Raw genomic sequence first — 14,622 nt, 5'->3', positions numbered from 1 at the left:
CATGTGCGCGTTTGTGCGCGTTACAGTCGTCCGGCTGTTTTCAGGGCCAGGTATGCGTCGGCGAGTGCCGGCGCCAATTCGTCGGGGGTCGCGTCCACCACCGTGACGCCGTGGCGGCGGAGTTGCTCCGCCGTGCGGTCGCGCTCGGAGTGGGCCTGGGCGGCGGCGGCCGCTTCGTACACCGCGTCGGTGTTTCCGCGGGCCTTTGCCATTCGCGCGACATGCGGGTCCGCCACGGACGCCAGGAGCACCGTGTGGCGCCGGGTCAGTCGTGGCAGAACGGGTAGCAGGCCCTCCTCGATGGGGGCCGCGTCGAGTGTCGTGAGCAGCACGATCAGGGAGCGGCGGGGTGCCGTACGGAGGGCGGTGGCCGTCAGGCCCCGGGCGTCGGTCTCGACGAGCTCGGGCTCGAGCGTGGCCATGGCGTTGACCAGGGACGGGAGGACATCGCCCGCGGTGCGGCCCTGGACCAGGGCACGCAGACGGCGGTCATAGGCGAGGAGGTCGACGCGGTCGCCGGCGCGGGAGGCGAGGGCCGCCAGGAGCAGGGCCGCGTCCATGGAGGCGTCCAGGCGGGGCGCGTCGCCGACACGGCCCGCGGAGGTGCGGCCGGTGTCGAGGACCAGCAGGATGTGGCGGTCGCGTTCGGGACGCCAGGTGCGTACGGCGACGGTGGACTGGCGGGCTGTGGCGCGCCAGTCGATGGAGCGGGTGTCGTCGCCGGGGACGTACTCGCGCAGGCTGTCGAACTCCGTGCCCTCGCCGCGGGTCAGCACGCTGGTGCGACCGTCCAGTTCGCGCAGCCGGGCCAGTTTGGACGGCAGGTGCTTGCGGCTGGTGAACGGGGGGAGGACACGCACCGTCCAGGGGACCTGGTGGGTGCCCTGGCGGGTGAAGAGACCGAGGGGGCCGTAGGAGCGGATGGTGACGCGGTCGGCCCGGCGGTCGCCCCGGCGGGTGGGACGCAGGCGGGTGGTGACGCGGCGGCGTTCCCCCGGGGGGATCACCAGGTGGTGACGGGAGGCCGCCGTCTCCGTCCCGGGCTGCCAGCTGCTGGGGGGCCAGGCGTCGCGGAGACGGGCGCGCAGGGGGCGGCGGGACGGGTTGGTGACGGTCAGGGTGACCTCGGCGCCGTCGCCCAGGCGCACGGAGGTGTCGCCGGAGCGGGTCAGACCGAGGCGGCGTACGGGGGCGGCCAGGGCGAAGTCGCAGGCGCAAGCCACCGCGAGGGGGGCGTTGACGGCGAGGATGCCCGTCCAGCCGGGTTCCCAGATGCCGACGGGGAGGGAGCCGAGTGCCGCGAGGAGGGCGGCGCGTCCGGTGAGCGCCATCAGCGGGGGACCGGGACGTGGGAGAGGATCGCGGTGATGACCGAGTCGGTCGTGACGCCCTCCATCTCGGCCTCCGGGCGGAGCTGGACGCGGTGGCGGAGGGTGGGCAGGGCGAGGGCCTTCACGTCGTCGGGGATGACGTAGTCGCGGCCCGTCAGCCAGGCCCAGGCGCGTGCGGTGGCGAGCAGGGCGGTGGCGCCCCGGGGCGAGACGCCGAGGGTGAGGGAGGGCGACTCGCGGGTGGCGCGGCAGATGTCCACCACGTAGGCGGTGATCTCGGGGGAGACCGTCGTCCCGGCGACCGCGAGGCGCGCGGCTTCCAGGTCGGCGGCGCTTGCGACGGGGCGTACGCCGGCGGCGCGCAGGTCGCGCGGGTTGAAGCCCTCGGCGTGGCGGGTGAGGACGTCGATCTCGTCCTGGCGGGAGGGGAGGGGGATGGTGAGTTTGAGGAGGAAGCGGTCCAGCTGAGCTTCGGGAAGGGGGTAGGTGCCCTCGTACTCGACGGGGTTCTGGGTCGCGACGACCAGGAAGGGGTCCGGGAGGGGGCGGGGGGCGCCGTCGACCGTGACCTGGCGCTCCTCCATGGCCTCGAGCAGGGACGACTGGGTCTTCGGGGGCGTGCGGTTGATCTCGTCCGCGAGCAGCAGGTTGGTGAAGACCGGGCCGGGCTGGAAGGAGAACTCGGCGGTGCGGGCGTCGTAGACCAGGGAGCCGGTGATGTCGCTCGGCATCAGGTCGGGAGTGAACTGGACGCGCTTGGTGTCGACCCGGAGGGCGGCGGCGAGGGCGCGGACGAGAAGGGTCTTGGCGACACCGGGGACGCCTTCGAGGAGGACGTGGCCGCGGCAGAGCAGGGCGACGACGAGACCGGTGACGGCGGGGTCCTGGCCGACCACGGCTTTGGCGATCTCGGCGCGCAGGGCCTCCAGGGAGGCCCGGGCGGCGGCCGGGTCCCCGGTGTGCGCGGCGTTGTCAGTGGTCGGGTCCATCATGGACGGCGTACCTCTCTTTCGAGGGCGTCGAGTCGGTCGGCGAGGGAGACGAGGGCTGCGTCGTCGTCCGGCGGCGGGCCGAACAGGAGAGCGTGCAGGGACTGTCCGTCGCCCTGGAGGTGCGCGGACAGCGCGGGGAGCAGGGCCTCGGGCGTGTGCGCCCGGGTCACGGGGATGCCCACGAGGGGGGCGAGGCGGGTGCGGGTGGTGGAGCGCAGAGCGGCGGCCGCGCGGTCGCGGGCGTTCGCCTTGCGGTAGAGGCGGGCGCGGCCCTCGACGGTTTCGGAGGCGCGGATCGCCACGGGGAGTCTTTCGGGCACCAGGGGGCCGAGCCGACGTGCCCGCCACAGGGCGGCCAGGGCCGCCGCGATGAAGAGCTGCAGGGTGCCCCAGAGCCAGCCGGAGGGGAGCAGGTCGAAGAAGCTGCGCTCGTCCTCCGGGACGGCGGAGGCGTCGGCGAGCGAGGGGAGGTACCAGACCAGGTGGGGGCGGGAGCCGAGGAGCTGGAGGGCGAGCGAGGCGTTGCCGTGCTCGTCGAGGCGGTCGTTGAGGAGGATGTCGGGCGCGCCGAGGAGGACGGTGTCGCCGTTGCCGGAGGGTGCGGGGACGCGCAGCAGGGTGGCCAGGCGCTCGCTGGGATAGCACGTGTCGGCGGTGAGGTGGGTGATGTAGCGGATGCCGCCGGTGTCGGCGGTGCCGGCGCGGCGGGCGGTGGGCAGGTCGCAGGCGGGGGAGAGGGTGGAGTCGAGGCTGGTCGCCGGGTCGGCGGTGACGCCGGGGACGAGCCGTTCCACGGAGGCGCTGCCGGAGGCGACGAGGACGGTGCGGCCGCCGGCGTCGGCGGTCGCGGAGTGCAGCCGGGTCTGCTGAGTCCCGGTCAGGAGGTCGGGGACGGCCACCAGGAGGGTGGTGTCGGGGGAGACCGCGTCGACCGCCTCGTCGAGGGTGGTGACCACGCGCGTGTCCACGCCGCGGTCGGCCAGGAGTTCGGCGACGGCGCGGCTTCCGTAGGGGTCGGCCGAGCGCGGGTCGAGTTCGCCGTGGTGGGCGTCGGAGCGGACCACGGCGATCGCCACGGCCGCCGCGATCAGCAGCACCAGCGCGAGGGCGATGCCCCGCGCGCGGGTCCACACCTGGCGCGCGGTGGGCGAGGCCGAGGTGGACGGGAGCGTGGCCTCGGTCGTCATCCGGCGGCTCCCCGGCGGGCGTGGTGGTCGGCGTCCTGCGTCGCGCCGCTGCTCGTGAGCTGTGGTGTGGCGCGTTCCAGAGCGCGGTCGAGGTCGGCGAGGTGCCGGTACGACTGTTCCGTCGCGGCCCGGCCGCCGTAGGTCACGTCGTCGAAGGAGCGGGCGGCGGTGTGCAGGGGATCGGCGTGGGCGGGCAGGGCGCGGCCGGCCTCCGCGGCGGCCTCGTCGGCGGTGCGGCCGGGGCGGACGTCGAGCAGGGCGCGTTCCTCCAGGGAGCGGACGATGGCCCGCATGCGTTCCCGTACGGCCTGGTTCCAGTGGCCCTGGGCGGCGTGCGCCTCGGCCGCCGCGCGGTGTTCGGCGGCGCTGCGGGGGCGGTCGTCGAACAGTGCGGGGGCCGAGGCCGGCTGTCGCCGCGGGGTGCCCAGGCGCCACCACAGGGCGCCCAGGACGGCGACCACGGCCGCGATGACGACGATCAGGCCGAGCGTGCCGCCGGGGGTCGCGGTGGAGGCGGTGGCGAACAGATCGCCGACCCACTCCCAGAAGGCGTCCAGGGCCCGCTGGAACCAGCCGGGGTCGTTCTCGTGGTACATGCGCTTGGACAGCTCGCGCCGGGCCGCCTCCCGCGCGGGATCGCGCGGGAGGGTGACGGGCGGCTCGTCGTCGCCGCGCAGCAGCGCGCGCACGGCGGTGTCGGCGGCGGCCGGCAGCGCCCGGGCCGATGTGAGAACTCCCCCCGTGGCGATCATCCCGTCAGCTCCCCGGGGTGGTGCCGGGAGCGTGGCCCGGGGTGCCCGCGGCGCGGGCCAGCTCGAGGTCGAGGGCCTCGCGGCGGATGCGCTGGTCGACGTAGAGGAGCGCGGTCACGCCGGCCGTGATCGGGAACGTGACCATGGCGCCGATGACCGAGCCGATTCCGCTGATGACGAGGAACGTCCAGCCGATGTCACCGCCGGTGCTGTCGAGGAAGCCGGTGAAGCCGCCGCTGAAGGTCGCGGCGAGGAAGACGAACGGGAGGACGATGATCGACGCGACGACGTTCGCGATGATCGTCGCGAGCAGCTGGATGCCGAAGATCCGCCACCAGGAGCCGCGCACCAGCTTCGCGGAGCGGCTCATCGCCTTCACGATGCCCTGCTTCTCCAGCATCAGCGCGGGGGAGGAGAGGGAGAAGCGGATCATCAGCCACAGGGTGACCACGACGGCGCCGATGATCCCCAGGGCGGTGAGCGCGACGCCGGCTTCGGGGGCTCCCGCCACGGTCACGAGGAGACCGGGCAGGGCTCCCACGGTGACGATGCCGGCCGTGATGAGCAGCAGCAGGCAGATCAGGCCGAACAGCTTCACGACCTGGGGGCGGGCGTCGCGCCAGGCCTCGCCGGTGGTGACCGGCTTGCCGAGCACCGCGCGGCTGGTGACGGTGGTGAGCAGGGCGGTGGCGGCGACGGTACCGACCAGGGTGACCAGGAAGACCACCCCGGAGTTGAGCAGGGCGTCGCCCAGGGCACCGGTCAGCTCACTGAGGGTGGCGCTGGGGTCGTTGAGGACCTCGGTGCCGGTGTTGTCCAGGACGAGCCCCTGGAGCAGGACCACGACGATCTCGGTGAGGACGGCGACGGTCAGGGAGATGCCGAGCACCGTGCGCCAGTAGGTGCGCATGGTGGAGACCGCGCCGTCGAGGATCTCGCCGACGCCGAGCGGGCGGAGCGGGATCACCCCGGGCTTGGCCGCGGGCGGCGGACCGCCCCAGCCGCCGCCCCAGGAACCGTGCCCGCCGTAGTGGCCGCCGCCGTAGCCGCCGGGTCCGCCGTGGCCCCCCGGAGCGCCGGGGGGCGGGGTGCCCCAGCCCTGGCCCGGCGGCGGGGGAGCCTGGCCCGGTCCGGTGGGCGCGGACCACCCGCTGGGCGGCGGCTGTTCCTTCGACCACTTCGCACCCGGGTCCTGCGGCGCCTGCTCCGGCGGCTGCGGCCGGTCGGCGGGCTGTTCGGGGGCCGGGCGGTCGGCGGGCCCGGCAGGTCCGGGCGAAGCCGGTTCCTGCCCGTCGGACGGGGCGGATCCGGGCGATGCCCAGCCCGGAGTGTCGTTCATCGTCGCTCCTTCACGGTGCCCGTCCGCGGTCGCGGCGGCAGGGTTGGCAGCCATCGTGCCATGGGGTGGTCCTGCGGGGAGCTGCCGAGGTGAGGGCCGCATACCTTCAATTGTCCGTGCGACAGGGGGCAGACTGACCGCATGGCTGATCAGCACGCACACAGCGGCGGCGACAAGCGGCCGACCGAGGTCCCGGCACTCCGTTGGGAAGAGCCGCCGGAAGGCCCCGTCCTGGTCCTGCTGGACCAGACGAGGCTGCCGGCCGAGGAGGTGGAACTCGTCTGTACGGACGCGCCCGCGCTGGTGGAGGCGATCCGCTCGCTCTCCGTGCGCGGGGCTCCCCTGCTGGGCATCGCGGGGGCGTACGGCGTCGCGCTGGCCGCGGTACGGGGCTACGACGTGGACGGCGCGGCGGCGGAGCTCCGGAGCGCCCGGCCCACGGCGGTGAACCTCGCCGTCGGGGTGCACCGGGCGCACTCGGCCCACCAGGCCGTGCTCGCCCGCACCGGCGATCCCCGGCAGGCGGCCGGGGCCGCGCTGGCGGCGGCACGGCAGCTCCACCGGGAGGACGCCGAGGCCAGCGTCCGGATGGCCGAGCACGGGCTGGCGCTGCTGGAGGAACTGCTGCCCGGCGGCGGACACCGGATCCTCACCCACTGCAACACCGGTTCGCTGGTGTCGGGCGGCGAGGGGACGGCGTTCGCGGTGGCGCTGGCGGCGCACCGGACGGGCCGGCTCAGGCGCCTGTGGGTGGACGAAACGCGTCCGTTGTTGCAAGGTGCTCGCCTGACGGCGTACGAGGCGGCCCGCAGCGGCATGGCGTACACCCTGCTCACCGACAACGCGGCGGGATCGCTGTTCGCGGCGGGCGAGGTGGACGCGGTGCTCGTCGGGGCGGACCGCATCGCGGCCGACGGTTCGGTGGCGAACAAGGTGGGGAGCTATCCGCTCGCGGTGCTCGCGCGGTACCACCACGTGCCGTTCATCGTGGTGGCACCGGTGACGACGGTGGACCTCCGGACGCCGGACGGGGCGTCCATCGAGGTCGAGCAGCGTCCCGGACACGAGGTGACCGAGGTCACGGCACCGCAGGCGCCGGTGGCCGGAGCGGAAGCGGGAGGCGGGATTCCGGTGGCACCCCTGGGGACCCAGGCGTACAACCCGGCGTTCGACGTGACACCACCGGAGCTGGTGACGGCGATCGTCACCGAAGAAGGGACCGTTTCGCCCGTGACGACCGAGGCTCTGGCCGAGCTGTGTGCCAGGTCACGCCAGGTCACGATTAGCTAATGGGATGATGTCGTTTATGAAGGGACGAGTCCTTGTCGTCGACGACGACAGCGCACTGGCCGAGATGCTCGGCATCGTGCTGCGAGGTGAGGGTTTTGAACCGTCTTTCGTGGCCGACGGCGACAAGGCGCTGGCCGCCTTCCGTGAGACCAAGCCCGACCTGGTGCTGCTGGATCTGATGCTGCCCGGCCGGGACGGCATCGAGGTGTGCCGCCTGATCAGGGCGGAGTCCGGGGTGCCGATCGTGATGCTCACGGCGAAGAGCGACACCGTCGACGTGGTGGTGGGCCTGGAGTCCGGGGCCGACGACTACATCGTGAAGCCGTTCAAGCCGAAGGAGCTGGTCGCCCGCATCCGGGCGCGGCTGCGCAGATCGGAGGAGCCGGCGCCGGAGCAGCTCGCCATCGGCGACCTGGTGATCGACGTGGCCGGGCACTCCGTGAAGCGGGACGGGCAGTCGATCGCGCTGACGCCGCTGGAGTTCGACCTGCTGGTCGCGCTGGCCCGCAAGCCGTGGCAGGTGTTCACGCGTGAGGTGCTGCTCGAGCAGGTCTGGGGCTACCGGCACGCGGCCGACACCCGCCTGGTGAACGTGCACGTCCAGCGGCTGCGCTCCAAGGTCGAGAAGGACCCGGAGAAGCCGGAGATCGTGGTGACCGTCCGTGGCGTCGGGTACAAGGCGGGGCCGAGCTGACATGTCCGGGGACGACAGCGCCGCTTCGCCGTCCGGCCGGTCCGGGCGCGGTCCGGAGCGGCCTGTCGACCGGAGGACGGCGGGCTCCCGCTGGGGACGGCTGCTGGGGGACGGGCTGCTGCAGGGCGGGGTCCACGGCAGCCCGGTCATCCGCCTGTTCGTGCGCTGGGTGCGCCGGCCGCTGCTGCCCGTCATGCGGCTGTGGCGGCGCAACATCCAGCTCAAGATCGTCGTCACGACCCTGCTGATGTCGCTGGGCGTGGTCCTGCTGCTGGGCTTCGTCGTCATCGGACAGGTGCGCAACGGCCTGCTGGACGCCAAGGTGAAGGCCTCCCAGAGCCAGGCCACCGGTGGGTTCGCCGTGGCCAAGCAGAAGGCCGACGAGGCGGCGAGCGTCACCCGTGACGACGGCACCACCGCGGACGGGGAGGCCTCGACGAGCGTCATCCAGTGGATGAGCGATCTCGTCGAGTCGCTCTCCAGCGGCGGCCAGGGCGCCTTCGACGTGGTGACCCTGCCCGCGGGCCATGACAGCGGCGGCGGGCGCGGCCCGCGCGCCTCCGGTCAGGTCATCGCGACGGCCAGCGTGCCGGAGGACCTGCGGGAGCGGATCAACACCAACCCCACCGCGGCCCAGAGCTACACCCGCATCATCTACGACAGCGGTGCGGACTCCCAGCCCGGACTGGTCATCGGCAAGCAGGTCAACGACCCCAACGGCGACCCGTACCAGCTGTACTACCTCTTCCCGCTCACGCAGGAGGAGAAGTCGCTGAGCCTGGTCAAGGGCACGCTGACGACCGCCGGGCTGTTCGTCGTCGTGCTGCTCGGGGCGATCGCCTGGCTCGTGGTGCGGCAGGTCGTCACACCGGTCCGTATGGCGGCCGGGATCGCCGAGCGGCTGTCCGCCGGACGGCTCCAGGAACGCATGAAGGTCACCGGCGAGGACGACATCGCGCGGCTCGGCGAGGCCTTCAACAAGATGGCCCAGAACCTGCAGCTGAAGATCAACCAGCTGGAGGACCTGTCACGGATGCAGCGCCGGTTCGTCTCGGACGTGTCCCACGAGCTGCGGACGCCGCTGACGACCGTGCGGATGGCCGCGGACGTCATCCACGAGGCGCGCGAGGACTTCGACCCGGTGACCGCGCGGTCGGCCGAGCTGCTCGCCGACCAGCTGGACCGGTTCGAGTCGCTGCTCGCGGACCTGCTGGAGATCAGCCGCTTCGACGCGGGCGCGGCGGCGCTGGAGGCGGAGCCGATAGACCTGCGCGAGGTGGTGCGGCGCGTGGTCACCGGGGCCGAGCCGCTCGCCGAGCGCAAGGGCACGCGGATCAAGGTCGTCGGCGACCAGCAGCCCGTCGTCGCCGAGACCGACGCGCGGCGCGTGGAGCGGATCCTGCGCAACCTCGTCGTCAACGCCGTGGAGCACGGGGAGGGCAAGGACGTCGTCGTCCGGCTCGCCGCGGCGGGCGGGGCGGTCGCGGTCGCGGTGCGCGACTACGGCGTGGGGCTCAAGCCGGGCGAGGCGACCCGGGTCTTCAGCCGCTTCTGGCGGGCCGACCCGGCACGCGCGCGGACCACCGGAGGCACGGGGCTGGGGCTGTCCATCGCCCTGGAGGACGCGCGGCTGCACGGCGGCTGGCTCCAGGCGTGGGGCGAGCCGGGCGGCGGTTCGCAGTTCCGGCTGACGCTGCCGAGGACGGCGGACGAGCCGTTGAGGGGGTCACCGATCCCCCTGGAACCCAGGGACTCGCGACGCAACCGCGGATCGGACGACACCGGTCCGCCGCGCGGCGGCGGGGACGGCGAGAAGCGGGCCACGGTGCCGGTGCAGCAGCCGGGCCCCGACGGTGCGGCGCGGGCCGCCGGGAACCCGTTCGCCCCGAGGCCGGCGGCCGCGGCGCCCACGGCCGACCCCACGGCACTGCCCGGCAACGGCGCGCGTGTGGTGGCCCGGCCGGCCCCGCAGGCGCGGCGGCAGGACGAGGGGGCGACGCCGGCGGACGACGGCGGCCCCGCGCGGCGGCCGGACGACGGCGGGACCGCGGGACGGCCGGACGGCGCCCGTGACGGGGCCCCGGGGGCCGTCACGGGCGGAGAGCCGGAGCGGGTCTCCGGGGACGGCAGCGGCGCCGAAGGTCTCGGCGGCCGGAGGGTGGCGCAGGGCGCGTACAGGGATGGGGAGGCTTCGCGTGGGCGGTGAGCGCGTCGGGCACGGCCGGGGGGCGCCGGTGCGGACGGTGGCGTGCGCCGTCGGCGGGGTCGTCCTGCTGGCCGGGTGCGCCTCGATGCCCGACAGCGGGGACCTGCGGGGCGTCGAGTCCACGCCCCGGAAGGACCCGCAGGTGCGGGTGTTCGCCATGCCGCCGAGTGAGGACGCCACGCCCCCGCAGATCGTGCAGGGCTTCCTGGAGGCGCTGACCAGCGACGACCCCGACTACAGGACCGCGCGCCAGTACCTGACCCCGAAGGCGGCGAAGAGCTGGCGGCCGGAGCTGTCCACCACGGTGCTGTCGGAGGGACCGGGCGCCTACGCCGACTCCCCGGTCCGGGAGGACGCCGACTCCCTCACCTACACGCTGACCGGCACCAAGGTCGCCACGGTGGACGCGCAGCAGTCGTACGCGCCCGCCACCGGGTCCTACGACAAGCCCGTGCGCCTCACGAAGGACCCGAAGAACGACCAGTGGCGCATCGACGCGGTGCCGCAGGGCGTCGTCATGGGCAAGTCGGACTTCCAGCGCAACTACATGTCCGTCAACAAGTACTACTTCGCCTCGAACACCGAGGGGGCCGACGCGGGCGCGCCGCCGTCGGCGGTCGCCGATCCCGTCTACGTGCGCAGCCATGTGGATCCCACGACCCAGATGGTGCGCTCCCTCCTCGCCGGACCCACGGCCTGGCTGGACCCGGTCGTCAGGTCGAGCTTCCCCGCGGGCACGGAGCTGCGGAAGGGAACCGGCTCGCTGACGGTGGACGACCGGGGCAGGCTGAGCGTGCCGCTCAACGGCGGGGCGGCCGAGGCCGGCGCCGAACAGTGCGAGGAGATGGCGGCCCAGCTGCTGTTCACGTTGCGCAACCTCAGCCCGGTGGTGGAGGAGGTCGAGTTGCGGGCCGGTGGTGAGCAGCTGTGCGCGCTCGCCCAGGACGAGGCCGAGACCGTGGCCGTCCGGAGCACGCTGGACCGGCCGGAGCACCTGTACTTCGTCGACGAGGAGCAGCGGCTGGTGCGGATCGCCGCGGACAGCAGCGACACGGAGCCGGAACCGGTGCCGGGAGCGCTGGGCGAGGGCGGAAGGACGCTGCGCTCGGTGGCGGTCGCGCGGGACGAGCGCACCGCGGCCGGGGTCTCCGCCGACGGCACGTCGCTGTACGTCTCCGCGCTGGTGGCGAGCGGTTCGCTCGGCGAGCCCGTGCTGCGCAGCCGGGGCAAGCGCGAGCAGGACCGGCTGAGCGCGCCGAGCTGGGACGCCCAGGGCGACCTGTGGGTGGCCGACCGGGACCCCGGGAACCCGCGGCTGTACCTGCTGGTGGGGGGCGCGGAAGAGCCGCTGCCGGTACGGACACCGGGTCTGGACGGCCGGGTGCAGGCGGTCCGGGTGGCCGCCGACGGGGTGCGGATCGCGCTCGTCGTGGAGGAGGACGACCGGCGGTCCCTGATGATCGGGCGGATCGAGCGGAGCGGACCGGGCGGGGGGACCGACGGGCGGCCGGCGGTCACCGTGCGGGAACTGCGCTCCGCGACGCCCGAGCTGGAGCAGGTCACCGCCATGTCCTGGACCGGGGAGAGCCGGCTCGTGGTGGTCGGACGCGAGCAGGGGGGTGTGGAGCAGATGAAGTACGTCGAGGTCGACGGCTCCATACCGGACGTGCCGCCGCCCGCCGCGCTGACCGGGGTCAAGGACGTCACCGCCGCGGCGGACGAGCAGACGCCCCTGGTGGCGTACTCCGTGGACGGGATCGTCCGGCTGCCCTCGGGGGCGCAGTGGCAGAAGGTGACGGAGGGGACGGCGCCCGTCTATCCGGGGTGAGCGGACCACGGGGTGAACGGAGCACGGGGCGGGCGTTCCCGGTCCGTCGCGGGCGGGCCCGTTCCGCGTGCGGTTGTCCACAGGGGTGGCCGGGCCGGGAGGGGCGAGGGCATGGTGGCGCCATGCGGGGATGGTGGCAGGACCTCACCGACCTGGTGCTCCCGGCCGAGTGCGGGGGGTGCGGCAGGCCTCGTACGGTGCTCTGCGCCCGGTGCCGTACGGCGCTGGGCGGGGCCGGGCCGCGCCGGGTCCGGCCGGCCCCGGAGCCGGCCGGGCTGCCACCGGTGCACGCGGCGGCCCGGTACGCGGACGAGGTGCGTGCCGCGCTGCTGGCGCACAAGGAACGGGGCGCCCTGGCCCTCGCCGGACCGCTGGGCGAGGCCCTGGCGGGAGCGGTGCGGGCAGGGCTGCGCGCGGCAGGGGGGCGCACGGCGGGGGCACGGGGAGCGGTGCCGTACGGGGGCGCCGCCGCAGGGGCCCACCGGGTTCCCGGTGCGGTGCTGCTCGTCCCCGTGCCGTCCGCGCGGCGGACCGTGCGGGCGCGCGGGCATGATCCCGCCCGGCGGATCGCGTTCGCGGCGGCGGGTGCGCTGCGGCGGACGGGGGTGCCCGCCCGGGTGCTTCCCGCGCTGCGGCAGCGGCGGTACGTGGCCGACCAGTCGGGGCTGGACTCCCGGCAGCGGCTGGTCAATCTCGCCGGCGCGCTGGTGGTGGCCCCCGGGTGCGGCCGGCTGCTCTCCGGCGGCCCGGTCGTGCTCGTCGACGACCTGATGACGACCGGCGCGTCACTGGCGGAGGCCGCACGCGCGGTGCGGGCGGAGCCCGGTGCGGGGGCTGTTTCGAGCATTTCGGGTCCCGCGTCCGTGTACAGGGGTGAGACAGGGGAAGGCAGAGGAGAACAGCGGAACGGAGCGGCTCGGCGGAGGGCGTGCGCGGGCGGCGCCGACGGGATCGTCGACGTGGTGTGCGCGGCCGTCGTCGCGGCGTCGCCGGATGCTTTCGAAATGAATCGGAACTGATGGGGATCTTGCTTCGTTGCAGAGTAATGAGAGGGGCAATTCACCTGAACGGAGGTACGGCACGGTAAAGGGTGACGACATCCCTCCGGGCGAGATATGTTCGGTGGTGAGGGAAAGCCGCAGGCCAGACCTCTCGAATCCGATTGCCGTGCTGCGGGTTTTTCGTTATCACCCGCGCCGGTGGACTGGAGATCCCGCCCATGGGGGAGGAGGTGGACGTCACCGAGTCCGAGGTTCCGGGAATGACCGGAACCTGGTGCAAAAGGGAGATGCTCCGCACCGAAGCGGAGTGATCCGGGAACGGAGTTCTGCGTGGACATCGTCGTCAAGGGCCGCAAGACCGAGGTGCCCGAGCGGTTCCGGAAGCACGTGGCCGAGAAGCTGAAGCTGGAGAAGATCCAGAAGCTCGATGGCAAGGTGATCAGCCTCGACGTCGAGGTGTCCAAGGAGCCCAACCCCCGACAGGCCGACCGCTGCGACCGAGTGGAGATCACGCTCCGCTCCCGCGGTCCGGTGATCCGGGCGGAGGCGGCGGCGAGCGACCCGTACGCGGCGCTCGACCTGGCAGCGGAAAAACTGGACGCACGGCTGCGCAAGCAGCACGACAAGCGCTTCTCGCGGCGTGGTGTGCGCAGGATCTCGGCCGCGGAGGTCCCCGACCACGTCCCGGGCGCGGCGACATTCAACGGGAACGGCGCGCTCTCCGCCGAGGAGGAGCAGGAGGCCGTCCCCACCAAGAAGATCGGTTCCCTGGAAGTACAGGGTGAAGGCCCTCTCGTCGTCCGCGAGAAGACCCATGTGGCCGCACCCATGACCCTCGATCAGGCTCTCTACGAGATGGAGCTGGTCGGGCACGACTTCTATCTGTTCGTCGATTCCGAGACCAAGGAACCCAGCGTCGTCTACCGACGACACGCCTACGACTACGGCGTGATCCACCTCCGCACCGACACGATGGTCACCGAGGCGAATTCCCCCGAGGCGGGCGGAACACTCGGCGGCTGATCCGCCGGGCAACAGCGGGACCGGTGCCCCTGGTGCGCGTGTGCGCCCCCAGGGGCACCGGTGTGCGACCCCTCGCACCGCATGCTGTCGCCCCGGTGCCGTCCGGGCATGGAATCATGGCGGAAACGGCTCAACGGGTGGGCCGTTGCCTTGGGTTGGCGATGGCTCCGGACCACGGACCACAGCCTTCAGGGGGAGGAACGATGGCGGACAGCTTCGGACCGATGCGTGCCGAGGGCGCCGGCGACGGCGTCGGCGGCACGGGCCCGGAGGCGGGCTCTCCACGCAAGGAGCCGATCAGGGTCCTGGTGGTGGACGACCACGCGCTGTTCCGCCGCGGGCTGGAGATCGTGCTCGCCGCCGAGGAGGACATCCAGGTCGTCGGGGAGGCGGGGGACGGCGCCGAAGCCGTGGAGAAGGCCGCCGACCTGCTGCCCGACATCATCCTGATGGACGTGCGGATGCCCAAGCGGGGCGGGATCGAGGCGTGCACCTCCATCAAGGAGGTGGCCCCCAGCGCGAAGATCATCATGCTGACGATCAGCGACGAGGAAGCCGACCTCTACGACGCCATCAAGGCGGGCGCGACCGGCTACCTCCTCAAGGAGATCTCCACGGACGAGGTGGCCACCGCCATCCGCGCGGTGGCCGACGGGCAGTCGCAGATCAGCCCCTCCATGGCGTCGAAACTGCTCACCGAGTTCAAGTCGATGATCCAGCGGACCGACGAGCGCCGGCTCGTGCCCGCGCCCCGGCTGACGGACCGTGAGCTCGAGGTCCTCAAGCTCGTGGCCACGGGGATGAACAACCGTGACATCGCCAAGGAGTTGTTCATCTCCGAGAACACCGTGAAGAACCACGTGCGCAACATCCTGGAGAAGTTGCAGCTGCACTCCAGGATGGAGGCCGTGGTCTACGCGATGCGGGAGAAGATCCTCGAGATCCGGTGAGCGGCCCGGTGGCGGCCCGGTGAGCGGTG

At 73.4% G+C, this 14,622-nt stretch carries 12 protein-coding genes; 7 read left to right on the top strand and 5 right to left on the bottom strand.

Features of this window, described 5'->3' with window-relative positions; genetic code table 11:
- Positions 1-20: 20 nt before the first annotated feature.
- From CP969_RS16210 to CP969_RS16190, 5 genes are read right to left on the bottom strand one after another with little or no spacing between them, the layout of a single operon-like run.
- Entirely contained in the window at positions 21-1,331 is a 1,311-nt protein-coding gene (locus CP969_RS16210) for a DUF58 domain-containing protein (RefSeq protein WP_004987287.1), read from the bottom strand.
- Positions 1,331-2,320, bottom strand: coding sequence for an AAA family ATPase (locus tag CP969_RS16205; protein WP_016825983.1), 990 nt, complete (start codon positions 2,318-2,320; stop codon positions 1,331-1,333). The genes CP969_RS16210 and CP969_RS16205 overlap by 1 nt, the downstream gene beginning before the upstream one ends.
- Positions 2,320-3,510, bottom strand: coding sequence for a DUF4350 domain-containing protein (locus tag CP969_RS16200; protein WP_016825984.1), 1,191 nt, complete (start codon positions 3,508-3,510; stop codon positions 2,320-2,322). Before CP969_RS16200 ends, CP969_RS16205 begins: the two co-directional genes overlap by 1 nt.
- Entirely contained in the window at positions 3,507-4,262 is a 756-nt protein-coding gene (locus tag CP969_RS16195; protein WP_016825985.1) for a DUF4129 domain-containing protein, read from the bottom strand. Before CP969_RS16195 ends, CP969_RS16200 begins: the two co-directional genes overlap by 4 nt.
- Positions 4,263-4,266: 4 nt before the next feature.
- Entirely contained in the window at positions 4,267-5,601 is a 1,335-nt protein-coding gene (locus CP969_RS16190; protein ID WP_016825986.1) for a DUF7847 domain-containing protein, read from the bottom strand.
- 141 nt (positions 5,602-5,742) lie between these two features.
- Between CP969_RS16190 and mtnA the strand changes: the two genes are divergently transcribed.
- The 7 genes from mtnA (at position 5,743) to CP969_RS16155 (ending at position 14,593) form a co-directional block, all read left to right on the top strand.
- The gene (mtnA, locus tag CP969_RS16185) at positions 5,743-6,891 is read left to right on the top strand and encodes an S-methyl-5-thioribose-1-phosphate isomerase (protein WP_004987301.1); all 1,149 of its coding nucleotides are present in this window, start codon (positions 5,743-5,745) and stop codon (positions 6,889-6,891) included.
- Positions 6,892-6,895: 4 nt separating this feature from the next.
- A complete protein-coding gene (gene mtrA / locus CP969_RS16180; protein ID WP_004987303.1) occupies positions 6,896-7,585 on the top strand; it encodes a two-component system response regulator MtrA in 690 nt (229 codons plus the stop codon).
- A 1-nt stretch (position 7,586) separates the two neighbouring features.
- Positions 7,587-9,791, top strand: a complete 2,205-nt coding sequence (gene mtrB / locus CP969_RS16175; RefSeq protein WP_016825987.1) for an MtrAB system histidine kinase MtrB — start codon at positions 7,587-7,589, stop codon at positions 9,789-9,791.
- Positions 9,781-11,619 (top strand): LpqB family beta-propeller domain-containing protein, encoded by a 1,839-nt coding sequence (locus tag CP969_RS16170; RefSeq protein ID WP_016825988.1) that lies wholly within the window; start codon positions 9,781-9,783, stop codon positions 11,617-11,619. Before mtrB ends, CP969_RS16170 begins: the two co-directional genes overlap by 11 nt.
- Positions 11,620-11,741: 122 nt before the next feature.
- Positions 11,742-12,638, top strand: a complete 897-nt coding sequence (locus tag CP969_RS16165) for a ComF family protein (protein ID WP_016825989.1) — start codon at positions 11,742-11,744, stop codon at positions 12,636-12,638.
- A 312-nt stretch (positions 12,639-12,950) separates the two neighbouring features.
- Entirely contained in the window at positions 12,951-13,643 is a 693-nt protein-coding gene (hpf, locus tag CP969_RS16160; protein WP_004987316.1) for a ribosome hibernation-promoting factor, HPF/YfiA family, read from the top strand.
- A gap of 203 nt (positions 13,644-13,846) precedes the next feature.
- Positions 13,847-14,593 (top strand): response regulator, encoded by a 747-nt coding sequence (locus tag CP969_RS16155; RefSeq protein WP_004987319.1) that lies wholly within the window; start codon positions 13,847-13,849, stop codon positions 14,591-14,593.
- Positions 14,594-14,622 lie beyond the last annotated feature (29 nt).

The organism is Streptomyces viridosporus T7A (assembly GCF_008704515.1).
Taxonomy (GTDB): domain Bacteria; phylum Actinomycetota; class Actinomycetes; order Streptomycetales; family Streptomycetaceae; genus Streptomyces; species Streptomyces viridosporus.
The sequence above is the reverse complement of the archived record's forward strand: the minus strand, read 5'-3'. Positions and strand labels throughout refer to the sequence as shown.